Source organism: Shimia sediminis (assembly GCF_003990645.1).
GTDB lineage: Bacteria > Pseudomonadota > Alphaproteobacteria > Rhodobacterales > Rhodobacteraceae > Shimia > Shimia sediminis.
The window spans coordinates 16529-34974 of record NZ_RYZK01000011.1 but is presented as its reverse complement, the minus strand read 5'-3'; the positions used below and the strand labels follow the sequence as shown (position 1 = coordinate 34974).

The 18446-nt window shown below is 60.8% G+C and carries 18 protein-coding genes and 1 tRNA gene; 12 read left to right on the top strand and 7 right to left on the bottom strand.

Translation table 11 applies throughout. The features are described 5' to 3' along the window. The first annotated feature begins 2 nt into the window (after window positions 1–2). From EK369_RS18180 to EK369_RS18150, 7 genes are all read left to right on the top strand, one after another. Entirely contained in the window at window positions 3–257 is a 255-nt protein-coding gene (locus EK369_RS18180; RefSeq protein WP_127115691.1) for a hypothetical protein, read from the top strand. Then, a complete protein-coding gene (locus EK369_RS18175) occupies window positions 257–1333 on the top strand; it encodes a branched-chain amino acid ABC transporter permease (RefSeq protein ID WP_127115690.1) in 1077 nt (358 codons plus the stop codon). The genes EK369_RS18180 and EK369_RS18175 overlap by 1 nt, the downstream gene beginning before the upstream one ends. 82 nt (window positions 1334–1415) lie before the next feature. After that, complete coding sequence (locus tag EK369_RS18170) at window positions 1416–2696, top strand: ABC transporter substrate-binding protein (RefSeq protein WP_127115689.1); 1281 nt, start codon at window positions 1416–1418, stop codon at window positions 2694–2696. A 71-nt stretch (window positions 2697–2767) separates the two neighbouring features. Continuing rightward, a complete protein-coding gene (locus EK369_RS18165) occupies window positions 2768–3592 on the top strand; it encodes an ABC transporter ATP-binding protein (RefSeq protein ID WP_127115688.1) in 825 nt (274 codons plus the stop codon). A gap of 135 nt (window positions 3593–3727) precedes the next feature. Beyond that, window positions 3728–4948, top strand: a complete 1221-nt coding sequence (locus EK369_RS18160) for a phenylacetate--CoA ligase family protein (RefSeq protein WP_127115687.1) — start codon at window positions 3728–3730, stop codon at window positions 4946–4948. A gap of 107 nt (window positions 4949–5055) precedes the next feature. Continuing rightward, a complete protein-coding gene (locus tag EK369_RS18155) occupies window positions 5056–6540 on the top strand; it encodes a peptidoglycan-binding domain-containing protein (RefSeq protein ID WP_127115686.1) in 1485 nt (494 codons plus the stop codon). A gap of 217 nt (window positions 6541–6757) precedes the next feature. Beyond that, the gene (locus EK369_RS18150) at window positions 6758–7831 is read left to right on the top strand and encodes a PLP-dependent cysteine synthase family protein (RefSeq protein WP_127115685.1); all 1074 of its coding nucleotides are present in this window, start codon (window positions 6758–6760) and stop codon (window positions 7829–7831) included. 69 nt (window positions 7832–7900) lie between these two features. Here the strand turns inward: EK369_RS18150 and EK369_RS18145 are convergent, their stop codons facing one another. Continuing rightward, on the bottom strand, window positions 7901–8440 hold the full coding sequence (locus EK369_RS18145; RefSeq protein WP_235871473.1) for a hypothetical protein: 540 nt from the start codon (window positions 8438–8440) through the stop codon (window positions 7901–7903). A gap of 101 nt (window positions 8441–8541) precedes the next feature. Here EK369_RS18145 and EK369_RS18140 point away from each other — a divergent pair, with 101 nt between their 5' ends. Then, on the top strand, window positions 8542–9816 hold the full coding sequence (locus EK369_RS18140) for an NAD(P)/FAD-dependent oxidoreductase (RefSeq protein ID WP_127115683.1): 1275 nt from the start codon (window positions 8542–8544) through the stop codon (window positions 9814–9816). 92 nt (window positions 9817–9908) lie between these two features. Here EK369_RS18140 and ykgO read toward each other — a convergent pair whose 3' ends face one another. Together ykgO and EK369_RS18130 are read right to left on the bottom strand one after the other, a co-directional pair. Beyond that, window positions 9909–10034, bottom strand: coding sequence for a type B 50S ribosomal protein L36 (gene ykgO / locus EK369_RS18135; protein WP_008562923.1), 126 nt, complete (start codon window positions 10032–10034; stop codon window positions 9909–9911). Between the two features lie 73 nt (window positions 10035–10107). Then, window positions 10108–10182 (bottom strand) — tRNA-Val (locus EK369_RS18130). Window positions 10183–10334: 152 nt separating this feature from the next. On the opposite strand from EK369_RS18130, the gene EK369_RS18125 reads away from it, so the two are divergent. Further along, window positions 10335–11195, top strand: coding sequence for an N-formylglutamate amidohydrolase (locus tag EK369_RS18125; RefSeq protein ID WP_127115682.1), 861 nt, complete (start codon window positions 10335–10337; stop codon window positions 11193–11195). Further along, on the top strand, window positions 11196–12011 hold the full coding sequence (locus tag EK369_RS18120) for an alpha/beta fold hydrolase (protein ID WP_127115681.1): 816 nt from the start codon (window positions 11196–11198) through the stop codon (window positions 12009–12011). It abuts the gene before it with no gap. Here the strand turns inward: EK369_RS18120 and EK369_RS18115 are convergent. Further along, on the bottom strand, window positions 12008–13261 hold the full coding sequence (locus EK369_RS18115; protein WP_127115680.1) for a DNA polymerase IV: 1254 nt from the start codon (window positions 13259–13261) through the stop codon (window positions 12008–12010). The two genes, EK369_RS18120 and EK369_RS18115, sit on opposite strands and share 4 nt — an antisense overlap. Window positions 13262–13292: 31 nt before the next feature. Between EK369_RS18115 and EK369_RS18110 the strand changes: the two genes are divergently transcribed. After that, the gene (locus EK369_RS18110) at window positions 13293–13730 is read left to right on the top strand and encodes an NUDIX domain-containing protein (RefSeq protein WP_127115679.1); all 438 of its coding nucleotides are present in this window, start codon (window positions 13293–13295) and stop codon (window positions 13728–13730) included. 95 nt (window positions 13731–13825) lie between these two features. Here the strand turns inward: EK369_RS18110 and pyrF are convergent, their stop codons facing one another. Genes pyrF through EK369_RS18095 form a run of 3 tightly spaced genes read right to left on the bottom strand, consistent with a single transcriptional unit; the run spans window position 13826 to window position 15614 of the window. Continuing rightward, on the bottom strand, window positions 13826–14524 hold the full coding sequence (pyrF, locus tag EK369_RS18105) for an orotidine-5'-phosphate decarboxylase (protein WP_127115678.1): 699 nt from the start codon (window positions 14522–14524) through the stop codon (window positions 13826–13828). A gap of 39 nt (window positions 14525–14563) precedes the next feature. Further along, window positions 14564–15295, bottom strand: a complete 732-nt coding sequence (locus EK369_RS18100; protein ID WP_127115677.1) for a methyltransferase — start codon at window positions 15293–15295, stop codon at window positions 14564–14566. A 40-nt stretch (window positions 15296–15335) separates the two neighbouring features. Continuing rightward, window positions 15336–15614 (bottom strand): hypothetical protein, encoded by a 279-nt coding sequence (locus tag EK369_RS18095; protein WP_127115676.1) that lies wholly within the window; start codon window positions 15612–15614, stop codon window positions 15336–15338. 199 nt (window positions 15615–15813) lie between these two features. On the opposite strand from EK369_RS18095, the gene clpB reads away from it, so the two are divergent. Continuing rightward, a complete protein-coding gene (gene clpB / locus EK369_RS18090; RefSeq protein ID WP_127115675.1) occupies window positions 15814–18429 on the top strand; it encodes an ATP-dependent chaperone ClpB in 2616 nt (871 codons plus the stop codon). The last annotated feature ends 17 nt before the right edge of the window (window positions 18430–18446 follow it).

Sequence of the window (18446 nt, the reverse complement as noted above, 5' to 3'; positions counted from 1 at the left end):
CAGTGACCAAGCTGATTGCCATTCTCAACGTGATTGCGTGGTCGGGCTTTTGGGCCTTTGGCTACCTCGCCCTCAGCGCGGAAACGTCCACGGGTCAGATGACCACGGCCGCAATCCTCGCTGCTCTTGGCGCCGCCATCGGTGTCTGGGCCTACTTCCAGCTCGTGCGCCACTCTGAGCGCACCGGCTACGCCAAGAAACCGAACCGGGCCGATCGGTCCCATCTCGAACAAGAATTCCAAGGGGAGACTGTCTGATGTTCTATCGTGAAGCGGGCGATTTCAAAACATCCTACGCCGCCGACAACCAGACCTTCCCGATCAAGTTCGACCGGATGGGCTATTACACGGCACTGGTCATCGCCTTTCTGGTGGTCCCGTTTATCATCAACGACTACTGGGCCAACGCGATCCTGTTGCCCTTTCTGATCTACGCGATTGCCGCGTTGGGGCTGAACATCCTCGTCGGATATTGCGGTCAGGTGTCACTCGGTACCGGTGGTTTCATGGCGGTGGGCGCCTACGCCTGCTACAAGCTGATGACCTCGATGCCGGAAGTGAACATCTTCTTCCACATCATCATTTCAGGCGGCATCACCGGGCTGGTCTGTGTTCTGTTCGGCCTGCCAAGTCTGCGGATCAAAGGCTTCTACCTTGCCGTGGCGACGCTGGCGGCGCAGTTCTTCCTCGTGTGGCTCTTCAACCGTGTGCCGTGGTTCTACAACTACTCGGCCTCGGGTCAGATCAACGCGCCGGAACGCTCTGTGTTTGGCATCGAAGTCACCGGCCCCAATACCGAAGCATGGGCGACCTACCTGTTCTGCCTCGTCTTCCTGGTGGCCAGTGCCCTGATCGCTCGCAACATGACCCGCGGTATGGCTGGTCGTAAGTGGATGGCGATCCGTGACATGGACATTGCCGCCGAGATCATCGGGGTGAACCCGCTCAAGGCGAAAATCTCGGCCTTTGCGGTCTCGGGCTTCTTTGTCGGCATCTCTGGTGCGCTGTTTTTCTCGGTCTACCTCGGTGCCGTGGAAGTGGGCGAGGCCTTTGGCATCAACAAATCATTCCTGGTGCTCTTCATGATCATCATTGGCGGCCTGGGCTCGATCTTTGGCTCTTTTGCCGGCGCCGCCTTCCTCGTCTTGCTGCCCGTCGTGCTGAAAGTTGTCGGCGTGGATTGGCTGGGCTGGCCCACAGACATGGTTGCTCACTTGCAGCTTGTGATTGTCGGGGGGATGATCGTCATGTTCCTGATCCTAGAACCGCATGGACTCGCCCAGCTTTGGCGCGTGACCAAGCAGAAACTCAGGCTGTGGCCCTTCCCGCACTAAGGCGGGGCCACGACCAAACCATTCGGGGTCTGAGGAGGCCCCGGTACGAAACATCGGACATAACCAAGGGAGGAAAAACCCGATGAAGAAAATTTTTGTAACCGCAGTGGCTGGCCTGATGGCCGCAGCGCCCGCGATGGCCGACCTGGTCTTCCCGTCGCTGTCCTACCGCACCGGCCCCTATGCCGCAGGTGGCATCCCCTTCGCGGATGGCTACGCTGACTACTTCACCCTGCTGAACGAGCGTGACGGTGGTATCGGCGGCGTGATGACCAAGCTGCTGGAATGCGAAACCGGCTATAACACCGAAAAAGGCGTTGAATGCTACGAGTCGACCAAAGGCGAAGGTGCCCTCGTGTATCAACCGCTGTCGACAGGTATCACCTATCAGCTGATCCCCAAAACCACCGCGGACGACATCCCCATGCACACCATGGGTTATGGTCGGACTTCGGCGGCAAACGGTAACGTGTTCAGCCACACCTTCAACTATCCGGGCACTTACTGGAATGGTGCGTCGGGCGCGGTGAACTACCTGCTGGAAACCAACGGTGGCGACATCAAGGGCAAGAAAATCGCTCTGGTCTACCACAACTCGGCCTACGGCAAAGAACCAATCCGTACCCTAGAAGAACTGCAGAAAAAGCACGGCTACGAGCTGAGCCTTCTGCCGGTTGACCACCCCGGTCAGGAACAGAAATCGCAGTGGCTGCAAATCCGCCGTGAAAAGCCTGACTATGTCCTGATGTGGGGTTGGGGCGTGATGAACCAGGTTGCCGTTCAGGAAGCTGCAAACATCCGCTTCCCGATGGAAAACTTCATCGGTATCTGGTGGTCAGGTGCAGAACATGACGTTCTGTCCGCAGGCGACAAGGCCAATGGCTACAAGGCACTGACCTTCCACAACGTGGGTCGTGACTTCCCGGTCTTCGAAGACATCCAGAAGTATGTTGTTGACGCTGGCAAAGCCGCCGGTGCTGGCGACCAGATCGGTAACGTGCTCTACAACCGTGGTCTCTATGCCGCGATGCTCGCAGCCGAGGCCGCCAAAACCGCACAAGGTATCCACGGCACCGCCGACATCACCCCTGCGATGATGCGCGATGGTATGGAAGCGCTGGAAATCACCGAAGAGAAAATGGCCGCCCTCGGCATGCCGAACTTTGGTCCGTCGTTCTCTGTTTCGTGTGAAAACCACGGTGGCCCGGGCCTCGTTGGTGTGACCCAGTGGGACGCAGGTTCGAAAACCTGGTCACTGATTTCGGACTTCAAACCGACCGACATGGAAGTGATCGGCGCGTTGATCGAGGCCGACTCGGGTTCCTACGCATCGGAAAACAACATCGAAGCACAGTGTAAATAAGACTGTCATCTTTTCCCGGCCGGGCTCTTCCCGGCCGGGGATCAACCAAGAATTCAGGAAAGACACATCTCATGCTCGACGCTGGTCCCACCAAAGAGACCCTCCTGGAGGTCAACAACATCGAGGTGATCTACAATCACGTGATCCTCGTTCTCAAGGGCGTCAGCCTGTCGGTCCCCAAAGGCGGTATCACCGCACTTCTGGGCGGTAACGGTGCTGGCAAGACCACGACGCTCAAGGCCATTTCCAGCCTGCTGCAATCCGAGCGGGGCGATGTGACCAAAGGCACGATCGAATATCGTGGCGAGAATTTGCATGGCCGTGACCCGGCTGACCTCGTGAGACAGGGCGTGATCCAGGTTATGGAAGGCCGCCATTGCTTCGAACACCTCACGGTGGAAGAGAACCTCCTGACCGGGGCCTACACCCGCTCGGATGGTTCGGCGAACGTCAACGCCGATCTCGAAAAGGTCTATACCTACTTTCCGCGCCTCAAAGAGCGCCGCAAAAGTCAGGCGGGCTATACCTCGGGCGGGGAACAACAGATGGTTGCCATGGGCCGCGCGCTGATGAGCCGCCCGGAAACCATCCTTTTGGACGAACCCTCCATGGGGCTCGCGCCGCAGCTGGTCGAAGAGATCTTTACCATCGTCAAGGATCTGAACGAGAAAGAGGGCGTATCCTTCCTTCTTGCCGAACAGAACACAAACGTGGCGCTGCGCTTTGCCCACTACGGCTACATTCTGGAAAACGGGCGCGTCGTGATGGACGGTCCCGCGGCAGAACTGCGCGAAAACCCGGATGTTAAGGAATTCTACCTCGGCGTCTCGGATGAAGGGCGCAAATCCTTCCGCGACGTACGCTCGTATCGCCGCCGCAAGCGTTGGCTGAGCTAAGAACACACCCTCCGGCGCAAGTGGACGGCCGGACACCAAAGCGGTCCCGGAAAAACACGCGAACAGGAGGTCCGCCCCCTGTTCACAAGGGAGATGTGCCAAAAGGCACCACAAAAAGATAAAGAGGACGGCCCGATGAGCCAGTTTTACGATGACCTCGAGACCCGCTCGTCAGAGCAACGCGCCAGCGATGTTGCCCAGGCTCTGCCCATGCAGATTGCGCGCGCCAAGGCTCTGCCCGGCTATGCCGAAGCGCTCGCAGACGTCGATCCAGCGGCCATAACGTCGGTCGCCGCCCTTGCCTCTCTCCCGGTTCTGCGCAAATCCGAACTTGGCAAGGCGCAATCCGGCAACGCCCCGCTGGGCGGTTTCGCCGATCTCACACGCCCCGGCATTGTGCACGTCTTTCAGTCCCCCGGCCCCATCTACGAGCCCGGCGGACAAGAGGGTGACTGGTGGCGTTCAGGTCGCGGCATGTTTGCCGCCGGGTTCCGCAGCGATGACATCGTGCAGAACTGCTTTTCCTACCACCTGACCCCTGCTGGCATGATGTTCGAATGCGGTGCCCGCGCCATCGGTGCCAAGGTCCTGCCCGCAGGCACCGGCCAGACCGAACTCCAGGCCCGTGCTGCCCATGACATTGGCGTCACGGCTTATGTTGGCACGCCCGATTACCTCAAGATCATCCTCGACAAGGCGGATGAGATGGGGCTGAAGCTCAACATCACCAAGGCCCATGTTGGCGGCGGCGCGCTGTTCCCCAGCTTGCGTCAGGAATACGCAGACCGTGGCATCCAATGTCTTCAGGGCTACGGCACCGCGGATCTAGGCAACGTGGCGTATGAATCCGAGGCCATGCAAGGCATGATCGTTGACGAAGGTGTGCTGATCGAAATCGTTACCCCCGGCACCGGCAATCCCGTTGCGTCGGGTGAGGTGGGCGAAGTGGTCGTGACCTCGCTGAACCCTGACTACCCGCTGATCCGCTTTGCCACCGGCGACCTTTCTGCCGTGATGGAGGGCACCTCGCCTTGTGGCCGCACCAACATGCGCATCAAGGGGTGGATGGGGCGCGCCGATCAGACCGCCAAGATCAAGGGCATGTTCGTGCGCCCCGAGCAGGTTGCCGATCTGGTCGCCAAACACGCCGAGATCGCAAAAGCCCGCGTCATCGTCACCCGCGAGGGCGAAATGGATGCCATGACGGTCCAGATCGAAGCCGCCAATGGCGACGCAGACGCCTACGCCAAATCGGTTTCCGAGACCCTGAAACTGCGTGGCAAGATCGAGATCACCGCTCCGGGCAGCCTGCCCAAGGATGGTATCGTCATCGACGATCAGCGCAGCTACGACTGATTTCGCGACCGGCGGATCTGAGCCACCCGCCGGTTTCTTCCCCTTTCCTAATACCCGGACCTGCGCAACACTGGGGCGCAGACAGCGGTGCTAAGACGGGGGAAACTATGTTCAAAAGGATCATGCGCGTATGTGCTGTAGTGGCGAGCCTGGGGGCTGGACCCCTATGGGCCGACGACGCGGCACTTGTTGTTCGCAACACCGTCTTTGACGGCTTGCCCAACCTCTCCGATCCCCTGTCCCAGCGCACAGTGCAAAACCTGCTGCAACGCGAGGGGTTTGACACGTTGCAACTGGGCAATGCCACAGCGCCCGAGTTGATGCGCGGAGCGCGCCGGTTCAAAACCATGCTGACCGAAGACACTGACCGCGTTGTTGTCTACCTGTCGGGGCACACGATCTCGGCGCTGCGCAATACCTGGTTCATGGGGGCAAATGCCGGCGGACCCGACCTGTTTTCCGTCACCCGACAGTCGATTTCGGTCAATGCACTGCTGGACATGCTGGCGGATTACCCCGGGCGCGCGGTGCTGGTTATTGCCGAGCATGACAGTGACCTGGATCTACCCGACGGGCTGCGCAGCGACCTCACCCACCTCGCGGTGCCGCAGGGCGTGACGGTCATCCGCACTTCACCCGAAAACGGCACGCGGGTCCTGCGCATGCTGCTGTCATCGGACTATACGCTTGAACGGATGCGAAGCGCCCTGCCATCGACCGTCAAATTCTCCGGTTTCACGCCAGACAGTTTCACCCTCTCGCGCACCAGTACAGACATTCCCCCGGCGCTCTCGATCACGGCCCTGCGTGATGACGCCTATTTCCAGCTGGCCCGCGATCTAGGCACGGCTGACGCGCTTCAGGCCTATCTCGACCGATACCCGTCGGGCCGCCACAGCATCGAGGCCCGCGACCTTATCTTTGAAATCGAAGATACCGACCGGCGCTATGCTGAGAATACCGAACGGGCACTGAACCTGACACGCGCCGAGCGCAGGGCCGTGCAGGAAAATCTGACCCTCCTTGGCTATGACACGCGTGGGGTGGATGGTGTCCTTGGGCGCGGCAGCCGTGCCGCGATCAGCGACTGGCAACGGCGACAAGGTCTTGAGCCTCACGGCTACCTCGACGCCTCTCAGATCGTGGCTCTCCAGCGTCAGGCCGACCGCCGCCGTGACGAGATTGCCGATGAGGAAGAGCGCGACAAGGCCGAACGCGACGCCGAAGAGCGCCGCATCTGGCGCGAGGCCAAGCGACGCGACACCGTGGCCGCCTATCGCAGCTATCTTGAGACCTATCCAGAGGGGAAGTTCCGCGACAAGGCCGTGCAACGTTTGACCGAACTGGGCGGCAGCCTGGTCACCGAAGACCAGATTGCCGAGGCCCGCAAACACGAACAAAGGGCGCTCAACAACCCGTTTGTACGTATCCTGGCCGAACAGCGACTTGCTTCCCTCGGGTACCGAGTGGGCAATATCGACGGAACATTTGACAAGCAGACCCGTGCCGCGCTCAAGGCTTTTCAGAAACGTAATGACATCGCCCAAACGGGCTTTGTCGGTAGCGAAACTCTGAACGCGCTGCTGCCCTGAGCATGGCGCCCTGAACAGCTCTGCCCGCAAAGAACGCGGGCAGGGTGTCGAATGACCACGTGGGACAAAGTTCTCGGTTTGGCGGATAATTTCAAATCTTCTTCTTGTCTCTGGGCCCACCTCTTCCATTTTCGGAAAATCATTGTTTCTTGAGCACAGAAACGCGAACACACGCGGCGGACTCAGATCGGTTGCGTTGATCGAAAAGGAAATGGATATGACCATCAGACACACAACTGGCCGCGGCCAGCGATATGACAGCGTGCTCGACACCGTCGGCAACACCCCGACCATTCGCATCAACCGCATTGCGCCTGCCCATGTGAACGTTTTCGTGAAGTTCGAAGCATTCAACCCCGCCGGATCGGTCAAAGACCGCCTTGCGCTTAACATCATCGAAGCGGCCGAACGTGATGGCCGTCTCAAACCCGGTCAAACCGTGGTCGAGGCCACCTCGGGCAACACGGGCATCGGTCTGGCCATGGTCTGCGCCGCCAAGGGCTATCCGCTGGTCATCACCATGTCCGAGGCCTTTTCCGTCGAACGCCGCCGCCTGATGCGGTTCCTGGGCGCCAAGGTGGTGCTGACCCCGAAAGAGCAAAAGGGCTTTGGCATGTACTCCAAGGCGCTGGAGCTGGCCGATAAAAACGGCTGGTTCCTCGCCAGCCAGTTTGAAACCGCTGACAACGCCGACATCCACGAAACCACGACGGCGCGCGAGATTCTGGGCGACTTTGCGGGTGAAAAGCTTGACTACCTCGTGACCGGCTACGGCACGGGCGGGACCGTGGCAGGTGTGGGCCGCGTGCTGCGCGCCGAAAGCCCGGACACCAAGATCATTCTTGCCGAACCCGCCAACGCCGCGCTGGTTTCATCGGGCTACGTCAACACCCGGAACGCCGAAAATCAGGCCACCGAAAGCCACCCCGCATTTGCACCTCACCCGATCCAGGGTTGGACCCCGGACTTTATCCCGTATGTCTTGCAAGAGGCGTTGGACAAAGAGTTTACCGACGGTCTTATCAAGGTGCCCGGCCCGGATGGCATCGCGTGGTCCCGCCGTCTGGCCGCAGAAGAGGGCATTTTTACCGGGATCTCTGCCGGTGCCAGCTTTGCCGCGGCGATGGAGATTGCAAGCGACGCACCAGAAGGGTCGAACATTCTTGTCATGTTGCCCGACACCGGCGAACGCTACCTGTCGACGCCTTTGTTCGACGGCATCCCCGAAGTCATGAGCGACGAAGAGATTGAGATTTCACAGTCGACTCCGGGCTTTCAGATGCAAGGTTAACGCCCTTGCCAACTCACGGGACCGGGTGGGGCGTTACCTCAACCCGGCCATGATCCAGGTGGATATGTGCTAGAATGAAAACCCGCCGTGGCTTCCAGCGGTTGCTGCGGCCACGGTGATCAGGCTGATGCTCAACAGCACCCAATGCATCCTTTGAATGATGCGAAAGGTCTGTTCGGGGTGCGTCTTGGCGCGCTCCTGAAACCAGCGATGCAGGAACAGCGGCTCGGCGATAAACAACATCACCGTGAACACCGCCCAGACCAGCACCATCAAATGCATCCAGAAATTTGACGGCACCAGGAACCGGTACCACATATCCCAGACATATATGATATAGAGACCGCTCAGCCCCACCAACACGGTGGCCCAGCGTGCGACTGCGGCAAACCGCCCTTCGATGTCTTCGAAAAAGGCCACCCGCTCCTCGGGGGTCTTCATCCGTCGCACCGCAGGCAGCAACACCATGGTGACAAAGGCGACGCCGCCGATCCACAGAACAACCCCCAGCACATGCAGCGCGCGTGCAATGCTCACATCATCCGGCATCGGTTCGCCCTTTTCGACACTTCTCCTGCGACAGATGACAAAGGCGCGGGCGGCGGTCAAGCTGAAGCGCGTGCAAAGATTTTTCAGACACCCTCTCGACAAATCCCCACATCTGGGTGTGAGGTACTCTCCGGGTTCGTCGACACGAAGGAGAGCACGCCGTGGCTGTGGACACATCCATTTCGCTCTGGGACGCAACAGCGGCCGAAGACATCTATGACAATCCCCTCGACGGGGACGTGACCTGTGACGTCGCGATCGTCGGGGGCGGCTATACCGGGCTTTCCACCGCGCTGCATGGCGCTGAAAAGGGGCTGAACTGCCATGTGCTCGAGGCCGAGACCATTGGCTATGGCGGTTCAGGTCGCAATGTCGGCTACGTCAATGCCGGCCTTTGGCTCCCGCCCCAGGACGTGCGCGCCAAACTTGGCGAAGCCCGCGGCAGCCGCCTGATCGAGATCATGGGCGATGCGCCGGCCTATGTCTTTGACCTGATTGAAAAGCACCAGATGCGCTGCGAAGCCAACCGCAACGGCACCATTCACGCGGCCCATGCTCCGAAGGGCTACGAAGACCTCGCCCGCAGGGCGGAAGAATGGCAGCGCCTTGGTGCGCCGGTCGAGTTGCTGGATGCGCAGACCGCGGCGAAAAAGATCGGAACAGACCGGTTCCATGGCGGCCTGCTGGACCGGCGCGCGGGCACCATCAACCCCATGGGGTACGTGCGTGGCCTTGCCCGTGCTGCACTGGCGGCGGGGGCGACGATCTCAACCGGCGTCACGGCCCGGGCCCTGACGCGCGCGGGGGGCCTGTGGAAGGTTCAGACCAACCGTGGCACCGTCACGGCAAAGCACGTCGTCCTGGGCACCAACGCCTATACCGACGACCTTTGGCCCGGCCTGAAACAGACCTATACCATGATCCATTTCTTCCAGCTCTCAACTGAACCCCTGGGCGATGCCGCGGCGCACATCCTGCCGGGCAAACAGGGCCTATGGGATACCGCGCCTGTCATGTTCGGTTTGCGCCGGGATGACTTTGGGCGCCTGATCATCGGATCCATGGGCGCGCTCCACGGCGGCACCTCGGGTCTCTCCCGGCGCTGGGCCTCGCGACAACTGCGCCGTATGTTTCCCGAGCTTGGCACCGTCGCGTTTGAAAACGCTTGGCACGGGCAGATTGCGATGACTTCGGATCACCTGTTTCGCGTGCACCGCCTCGCCGACAACCTGTATACGCCCATCGGCTACAACGGGCGCGGCATCACGACCGGCACCATCTTTGGCAAGGCGATGGCCGACCTGATGACCGGCGCAGATGAGGCGACTCTTCCCGTTCCTGTCACAGACGTGGAGCCGGTCAGCGCCCGTACCCTGAAAACCGGCTTTTACCATACTGCCTTTGCGGCTAACCAGATGCTCAAAAGCCTGATTTGAGGGCGCGCTAGGTCACCTGATCTTTTGCAAACCCTCAAACAGCAAAAAGCCGCCCAAAGGCGGCCTTTCATCGTAACGCTATGCGTCGGGGTTTAGCCCTGACGTGCCTTGAAACGGCGTTGCGTTTTGTTGATCACGTAGACGCGGCCTTTGCGACGTACCACGCGGCAATCACGGTGCCGGTTCTTCAGCGAGCGGAGCGAGTTCTTGACTTTCATCGTCCTCTCCTTTCGGTCGTGGCGCGCGAGCGCCGGGTTACGGGCGCCCCGAAGATCGGGGCAGTGAATATCATGGTGGGCGATACAAGGATCGAACTTGTGACCCCTTCGATGTCAACGAAGTGCTCTACCGCTGAGCTAATCGCCCACTCTGGCCTGCCCGATCCCACTCCCCCAAACAAAAAGGGGGCGCGAAAGACCGCGCCGGTAGCGGCGTCTATAAAAGGAGTCGCAACAGGGTTCAAGACCTTTCGACAAGGTTATTTTTTGCGCTACACTTCTCCCTGAACAGGAGTCGAGATGCCCAAACGCGCCTACAGCCTTTTACGGCCCCAATGCCAGACGTCCAGCGTCGTTTTTGCCTCGCCGCACAGCGGCTGCGACTACCCGGAATGGTTTCTGCGCCGCTCTCTTCTCAATGCCCAGACGATTCGGTCATCCGAGGATGCCTATGTCGACAGGCTCTTCTCTTCAGCCCCGGAATACGGCGCACCCTTTCTGATGGCCGAAGCCCCGCGCGCGTTTCTCGACCTCAATCGTGCGGCGGATGAACTCGATCCCGCGCTGATTCGCGGCGTACGGCGCCCTTTGAACAACCCGCGTGTTGCCTCTGGGCTTGGCGTGATCCCACGTGTCGTGGCCAATGGCCGTCCGATCTACCACGGTAAACTGGCCCTGGACGAAGCGAACCGCCGAATCGACTCCTACTGGCGGCCCTACCACGCCCGTTTGCAAACCCTCCTGGACGACACCCGCGCCAGTTTTGGCCGCGCCATCCTGATCGACTGCCACTCCATGCCCCACGAAGCGCTGGACACATTGGTTCGCGGCGGTGCCCCTCGTCCCGAGGTGGTTCTGGGCGACCGGTTCGGAGCCAGCGCCGAGACCGACATCGTGGACGAAATTGAATCCGCCTTTGCCTCCGCAGGCTTCGCGGTTTCGCGCAACGCGCCCTTTGCCGGGGCCTACGTGACGCAACACTACGGCCGCCCCGCGCGCAAACAGCACGCCATCCAGATCGAGATCGACCGCTCGCTCTATATGAACGAAGCGTTGATCGAACCCCGCCCCGATTTCGAAGACTTCCGCGCTCGCTTGGCAGGGGTGATCCGCGACATCATCGCCATCGGCACCCCACGGCAACAGCTGGCGGCGGAATAGATGCAGATCGAGATCAACGGACACACGATTCACTATGAAAGCCATGGCGCGGGCCGCCCGGTCCTGATGCTGCACGGCGGCTATCTTGATAATCGCCATATGATGGACGAGATGGAGCCATGCTTTCACGGCCGCTCTGGCTGGCAGCGTATCTATCCCGACCTGCCGGGCCATGGGCGCACGGGGATGATGCCGGGCGTGACCTCGCTGGACTCCATGCTTGAAGTGACGTTGCGCTTCATGGAGGCGGTGGCACCCAACGTGCCTTTCGCTGTCTCCGGTATGTCCGCCGGCGGGCATCTCGCGCGCGGAATGGTCGCCCAATGCCCCAAGCGGCTGCTGGGCGTGATGATGAATGCCCCGGCCACGGTGGTCGACTTTGACAAGCGCAGGCGGCCCGATCCGGTTACATTTTATGAGGAACCCGAGTTTCGGGACCTCGCCGGGCCCGGCACCGAGTTCCTGAGCCAGGCAGAGCCGGTCCGTAAAGCCGGTCTTGCCGATTGGGGCCGCACCTGCATGGCCCCGGCGCTTGCCCTTCTGGATCGCGCTGCAAATGATGTTCTGTGGGAACCTGACAACTACGCCTTCAGCTTTCCATTGGATACGGCACCGTTTGAAAAGCCTTCTTTGATCCTGACAGGGCGACAGGACACTGTGGTGGGTTTCGAAGATGCCTGGCCCGTGTTCCTGCATTACCCGCGCGCGAGCTTTGCCGTTCTGGATAGATGCGGCCACTTCATAGCGCCGGAAAACCGCGCACTGTTCGCGGGTTTTGTGCGCGATTGGCTCGACCGGATGGAGGCCGAGCTTTAACGCATCGCGCGTCCCTTGAGGATCGCATCCGATCCAAATTTCTCACGAATCGCGTCCGTTGCGCGTTCGGCCTTGCGACGCTGGGTGGCTTGTGGATCCAAAAGGTCACCGCTGAGATCGGCAATCTCCTCGTCCACCAAATCCGAAAGGCCCACCCCCAGCAACCGATAGGGCCCCTGATCTCCCACCTGATCGAACAGTCCTCGCGCGGTGTGATAAACCGTGTCCGCCATCTGCGTCGCATCCCGCAGCGCCACCCGGCGCGAAATCAGGCTGTGATTGGCGCGTTTCAGCTTGAGCGTCACCACGCGCCCCGCCATACCCCGCGCCTTGGCCCGGTCCGAAACCTTCTCTGACAGCCGCCAGATGTGGCCATCCAGAATGTCGATACTGTCGGTATCCTCGAAAAACGTGGTCTCGTTACTGATCGACTTGATCGGCGCATGGGCGGACACCTTGCGCTTGTCCTGCCCCCGCGCGAGATGCCACAGCCGATAGCCCATCGACCCGAACCGCGCCGACAGGTCGTCCTGCTCCCAGCGCAAGAGGTCCGAGAACGTATGAATCCCCGCCTTGTCCAGTGAGTCTTGTGCGACGGGTCCGATCCCCCAGATCAGCCGCACCGGTTTGTCGTGCAAAAAGTCGGCGGTTTCTGCTTTGCCAATCACGCTAAAACCACGCGGCTTTTCGAGGTCCGAGGCCACCTTGGCCAGGAACTTGTTATGGCTCAGGCCAATGGATCCGGTCAGCCCCAACTCATCCTTCATCCGCTTCACCAGCCGCGCAAGCATCACCGCAGGCGGACGCCCATGCAGCTTGGCTGTACCGCTCAGGTCCATGAACGCCTCGTCCAGCGACAACGGCTCCACGTCCGGCGTCAGCTCATCCATCATCTGCCGTATCTCGCGGCTGATCTCGACATAAAGACTCATGCGCGGCTTGATCACCACTGCGTCCGGGCACAGCTTCAACGCCTGGAACATCGGCATCGCCGAACGCACGCCGCGAATGCGGGCCACGTAACAGGCGGTCGAGACAACACCCCGCCGGCCGCCACCTATGATCACCGGCTTGTCGCGGATCTCGGGGTTGTCGCGCTTTTCGACACTGGCATAAAACGCGTCGCAATCCATATGGGCGATGCTAAGGTCGAACAGCTCGTCATGCCGCGACACGCGCAGCGACCCGCAGGTAGGGCAACGCCCTTGCGTTTCAAACTGGGTCAGGCAATCGCGGCACAGCGCAGGCATGAACGGGGCCTCGGATCAGGGTGATTTGGGTATGAGTGTATCATTTGACCGCCACGACGACACCGACTTTCACGGTGCCAAACTGGCACTTTTTGTCGGGAGGATGCTTGTCACCATCCTGCGCGATGACAGGCCCGACATCCCATGGCCTGCACATTGGGACCTGCCCGGCGGCGGGCGCGAGGGACAGGAAACCGGCCCGCAATGCGCCTTGCGGGAAACCCATGAAGAGATTGGCCTGATCCTGCCCGAAACCGTGCTGACCTGGGGGCGCCTATACCGGCGCAAGGACCGCGCCTTTTGGTTCTTTGCAGCCCACATCCCCGCTTCAGCCGCCGCCGACATCCAGTTCGGAGCCGAAGGTCAGCGCTATGAATTGATCGCACCCCGCACCTATCTCACACGCCCTAAGGCGATCCCGCAGTTTCAGGAGCGGCTGAACGACTACCTTACCGACCTGTCGATTTGAGTATTTATGGCGAAATGAAGAGAGGGGTCCCTTGCTTCATGTCGCCGAAAATACTCTGGGGTGAATGAGCCGTCAGGCTCAGAGGGGCAAGGCCCCTAGATCGACGCCAGCTCGGCCACAATTGCCTCGGCAGCTGTGCGTGGGTTCTCAGCCTGCCAGACCGGGCGCCCCACTACAATGTGGTCGGCACCGTCCGATATTGCGCTGGCCGGGGTGGCCACGCGTTTCTGATCCCCCAGCGCCGCACCCGTGGGCCGCACGCCCGGCGTCACGATCAGCCGCCCTGCGCTTTCGGGCAGCGCCCGGATCAAAGCGGCCTCTTGCGGCGAGGCAATGACCCCATCCGCACCCGCTTCAAATGCCTTGCCCGCACGTTCCTGCACCAGATCCTTGATCTCACCGGGTTTGATCAGCGCCCCGTCCAGATCAGCCCGATCCAGCGAGGTCAGGATGGTCACCGCCAGAATCTTCAGATCCTTGCCCGTAGCGCCCTCTTTTGCGGCCTTCACCACGTGAGGGTCGCCATGCACCGTCAGGAAATCCAGATCGAACTGTGCCAGCCCGCGTACCGCCGCCTCGACCGTGGCGCCAATGTCGAACAGCTTCATGTCCAGAAAGATGCGCTTGCCGTGTTCGCCCTTCAGCTCATTGGCCAGCGCCAGCCCACCCCCGGTCAGCATCCCCAGCCCGATCTTGTAGAACGAAACGCTGTCCCCAAGGGTTTCGGCCAGCTTCAGCCCGTCCAGGGCGTTGGGCACGTCAAGGGCGACGATCAGGCGGTCATCTGCGGTCATGGGGTTCTCCCGAGGTTTGAGGCGGAAATCTGCCGCGTTCTAACGGTCAACGCGCGGCGCGGCAACCCTGGAGCGGTTGCCATAGATCCACTCCATGTCGGGTTTTTCGGTGCAATACATGTGCACCCAGATATAGGCCTGTTGAAACAGCGCCAGTACCAGCGCATTCCAGCTGTCAAACAACAGCGCAATGCCCCAAAGCCCGCCAAAGACAATCCCGTACATGGCATTGTCGGTGTATCGGAACATGCCCTGACGCACCATCGGCATGGCGGCGATCTCATCGCGGAAATGGTCTCCGCCCACGGCGCGCCGCAGGGTGAAATGCTTCAGAACCGAATGCATGGTGACAATCGCCAGCACCACCAACATGGCCCCCACCACCCATTGGACCACGGGCGGCAGACCAATCGGCACCGTGTCAGCCCAACCGGTCAGAATCACCGTGATCGGGCGCGCTACAAGAAATGGCATGAACAGCGCGCTCCAGCGTTGAATGTCCTTGTCACCAAACAGGCGCGATATCAGATTTCTGTGCAATTGCAGGCGAAACACAATGGCCACGATCACCTGATGCACCACCGCCAGGGCGATCGACACCGCCGCCCATTGGGGTGCACTCAGCCACAACAGATGCGCCCCCGGCTCAGGTGCCTGCATCAGCGCACAGGCTCCGGCCACCATCAGCACCGCAATGGCGGCGTGCTGCAGCTGTCCTTCAAGAATGTCGCGCCAGGTCGAGCGTGCGCGAATGTCGGCCAATCGTGACATGACCCCATTCTGGTGCGACCAGCGGGGTCTGTCCAGTGTTTCAGCCTTGCGCTTCGTCGGGGATCAGGCCTGTACGGAACTCCAACGCTGTGCGACCGGCGCGGAACTCGGGCATCCGGCGCAATTGCCGCAAAGCTTCACGCACCAGGGCGGCACGTCGCTTCAGCGACGAAGCCTCAGGCGCCTCGCGCAGATCACACATCACCTGTACCTGCCGTTCATACGACATAAAGGCGACACTGGCGCGCGCACGCTCCGGTGTTTCCACCACGGGAATCTCTGTGATTTCTATCGCGTCAACATACATACTTTTACCCACTCATAACGGATCAGAAGCCGATCCTGTGTCCGACAATCTACTGGCGCATTGTGTCAATTTTTGCTCAAAACCGGGGTCATTTTTGATCCAGATCCTTGAACCCTCGGCCCCCAGTTGCCACATTTGGCTCGAGGCCCAACCCCCGGTGTGCCGCCAAGCGGGCACCATCTGAACAGGGCGCTTATAAAAGGAGAAAACGATGGACTTATCCAAGTTCACCGAGCGGTCGCGCGGTTTCATTCAAGCAGCACAGACGATCGCCATGCGGGAAAACCACCAGCGACTGGTGCCCGAGCATCTGTTGAAAGCACTGATGGATGATGAGCAGGGGCTTGCCGCCAACCTCATCAAACGTGCCGGTGGCGCGCCCCAGCGCGTGCGCGATGCCGTCGACACCGCCATCACCAAAATCCCCCAGGTCTCCGGTGACACCGGGCAGCCTTATCTCGACAATGCCACAGCCAAGGTGTTGGGCGAGGCCGAGAAGATCGCCAAGAAAGCCGGTGACAGCTTTGTCCCGGTCGAGCGTATCCTGATGGCACTGGTGATGGTCAAATCCAAGGCCAAAGACGCCCTGGAATCCGGGGCTGTGAATGCCCAGGCCCTGAACGGTGCGATCAACGACATCCGCAAGGGCCGCACCGCCGACTCGGCCAGCGCGGAAGAGGGTTATGATGCCCTCAAGAAATACGCGCGCGACCTGACCGATGCCGCGGCCGAGGGCAAGATTGACCCCATTATTGGTCGCGACGATGAAATCCGCCGCGCCATGCAGGTTCTCAGCCGTCGGACCAAGAACAACCCGGTCCTGATCGGGGAACCCGGCGTCGGTAAAACCGCGATTGCCGAGGGCATGGCCCTGCGCATCGTCAATGGCGACGTTCCTGAATCTCTCAAGAACAAGAAACTGCTCGCCCTCGACATGGGCGCGCTGATTGCCGGTGCCAAATACCGTGGCGAATTCGAAGAGCGCCTCAAGGCGGTTCTCACCGAAGTCACTGAAGCAGCAGGCGAAATCATCCTCTTCATTGACGAGATGCACACCCTTGTCGGCGCCGGTAAATCCGAGGGCGCAATGGACGCGGCCAACCTCATCAAACCGGCGCTTGCCCGCGGGGAACTGCACTGTATTGGCGCCACAACCTTGGATGAGTACCGCAAATACGTGGAAAAAGACGCGGCTCTGGCCCGTCGCTTTCAGCCGGTCATCATCGAGGAACCCACGGTCGAAGACACCATCTCGATCCTGCGCGGGATCAAAGAGAAATACGAACTCCACCACGGGGTCCGTATCGCTGACTCGGCGCTTGTGGCCGCTTCGACCTTGTCGAACCGCTACATCACCGACCGATTCCTGCCGGACAAGGCCATCGACCTTGTCGATGAAGCTGCGGCCCGTCTGCGCATGGAGGTCGACTCCAAGCCCGAAGAACTCGACGCGCTCGACCGTCAGATCCTGCAAATGCAGATCGAGGAAGAGGCGTTGAAGCTCGAGGACGATCAGGCCTCCAAGGACCGTCTGGAAACGCTCCAGAAAGACCTCGCCGACCTGCAGGACAAGTCGTCCGAGATGACCGCCAACTGGCAGGCTGGCCGCGATAAGCTGGCCTCGGCCCGTGACCTGAAAGAGACCCTCGATCAGGCCCGCGCCGAGCTGGAAATCGCCAAGCGCGAGGGCAACCTCGCCAAGGCCGGTGAGCTGTCTTACGGCGTCATCCCCGAGCTCGAGAAAAAGCTGGAAGAGGCCGAACAGGCCGGGTCTGAACTGACCATCGAAGAGGCCGTGCGCCCGGAACAGATCGCCCTTGTGGTCGAGCGCTGGACCGGCATCCCGACCTCGAAAATGCTCGAAGGCGAACGCGAGAAACTCCTGCGGATGGAAGATGACCTGCACGCCCGCGTCATCGGCCAGAACTCGGCTGTGACTGCGCTGTCGAACGCCGTGCGCCGCGCCCGCGCAGGCCTGAATGATGAGAACCGCCCCCTAGGCTCGTTCCTCTTCCTTGGGCCGACGGGTGTGGGGAAAACCGAACTGACCAAGGCCGTGGCCGAGTTCCTCTTTGACGACGACAACGCGATGGTCCGCATCGACATGTCCGAGTTCATGGAGAAACACGCCGTCGCCCGTCTGATCGGCGCGCCTCCGGGCTATGTCGGCTATGACGAAGGCGGTGTCCTGACCGAAGCCGTGCGCCGCCGCCCCTATCAGGTGGTGCTGTTTGACGAGGTCGAAAAGGCACATCCGGATGTCTTCAACGTGCTCCTTCAGGTGCTTGACGATGGCGTGCTGACCGATGGTCAGGGCCGCACCGTCGACTTCAAGCAAACGCTGATCATCCTGACGTCGAACCTCGGGTCTCAGGCGCTCAGCCAACTGCCCGAAGGGGCGGATGCTTCGGACGCCCGCCGCAATGTCATGGACGCCGTGCGCGCCCATTTCCGGCCCGAGTTCCTGAACCGCCTTGATGAGACGATCATCTTCGACCGTCTTGCCCGCGCGGATATGGACGGCATCGTCGACATCCAGCTTGCCCGCCTGCGCAAACGTCTGGCTGGTCGCAAGATTGAGATCACGCTGGACGAGGACGCCAAGAAATGGCTCGCTGACGAAGGCTATGATCCGGTCTTTGGTGCCCGTCCGCTGAAACGCGTGATCCAACGGGCCCTGCAAAACCCATTGGCCGAGGCGCTTTTGTCCGGTGACATCAAGGACGGCGATATCGTCCCCGTCACCGCCAGCGCCGAGGGGTTGATCATCGGCGACCGGGTGGGGTCATCCGACAACCCCAAACCGGACGATGCCGTGGTGCATTGATGGCCTGACCAGTAACC

Coding starts and splice junctions, on each gene's coding strand:
- EK369_RS18110 (WP_127115679.1), top strand. CDS start 13,293: ATGAGTGTATCATTTGACCGCCACGACGACACCGACTTTCACGGTGCC.
- EK369_RS18170 (WP_127115689.1), top strand. CDS start 1,416: ATGAAGAAAATTTTTGTAACCGCAGTGGCTGGCCTGATGGCCGCAGCG.
- EK369_RS18120 (WP_127115681.1), top strand. CDS start 11,196: ATGCAGATCGAGATCAACGGACACACGATTCACTATGAAAGCCATGGC.
- pyrF (WP_127115678.1), bottom strand. CDS start 14,524: ATGACCGCAGATGACCGCCTGATCGTCGCCCTTGACGTGCCCAACGCC.
- EK369_RS18125 (WP_127115682.1), top strand. CDS start 10,335: ATGCCCAAACGCGCCTACAGCCTTTTACGGCCCCAATGCCAGACGTCC.
- ykgO (WP_008562923.1), bottom strand. CDS start 10,034: ATGAAAGTCAAGAACTCGCTCCGCTCGCTGAAGAACCGGCACCGTGAT.
- EK369_RS18155 (WP_127115686.1), top strand. CDS start 5,056: ATGTTCAAAAGGATCATGCGCGTATGTGCTGTAGTGGCGAGCCTGGGG.
- EK369_RS18100 (WP_127115677.1), bottom strand. CDS start 15,295: ATGTCACGATTGGCCGACATTCGCGCACGCTCGACCTGGCGCGACATT.
- EK369_RS18165 (WP_127115688.1), top strand. CDS start 2,768: ATGCTCGACGCTGGTCCCACCAAAGAGACCCTCCTGGAGGTCAACAAC.
- EK369_RS18150 (WP_127115685.1), top strand. CDS start 6,758: ATGACCATCAGACACACAACTGGCCGCGGCCAGCGATATGACAGCGTG.
- EK369_RS18160 (WP_127115687.1), top strand. CDS start 3,728: ATGAGCCAGTTTTACGATGACCTCGAGACCCGCTCGTCAGAGCAACGC.
- EK369_RS18115 (WP_127115680.1), bottom strand. CDS start 13,261: ATGCCTGCGCTGTGCCGCGATTGCCTGACCCAGTTTGAAACGCAAGGG.
- EK369_RS18175 (WP_127115690.1), top strand. CDS start 257: ATGTTCTATCGTGAAGCGGGCGATTTCAAAACATCCTACGCCGCCGAC.
- clpB (WP_127115675.1), top strand. CDS start 15,814: ATGGACTTATCCAAGTTCACCGAGCGGTCGCGCGGTTTCATTCAAGCA.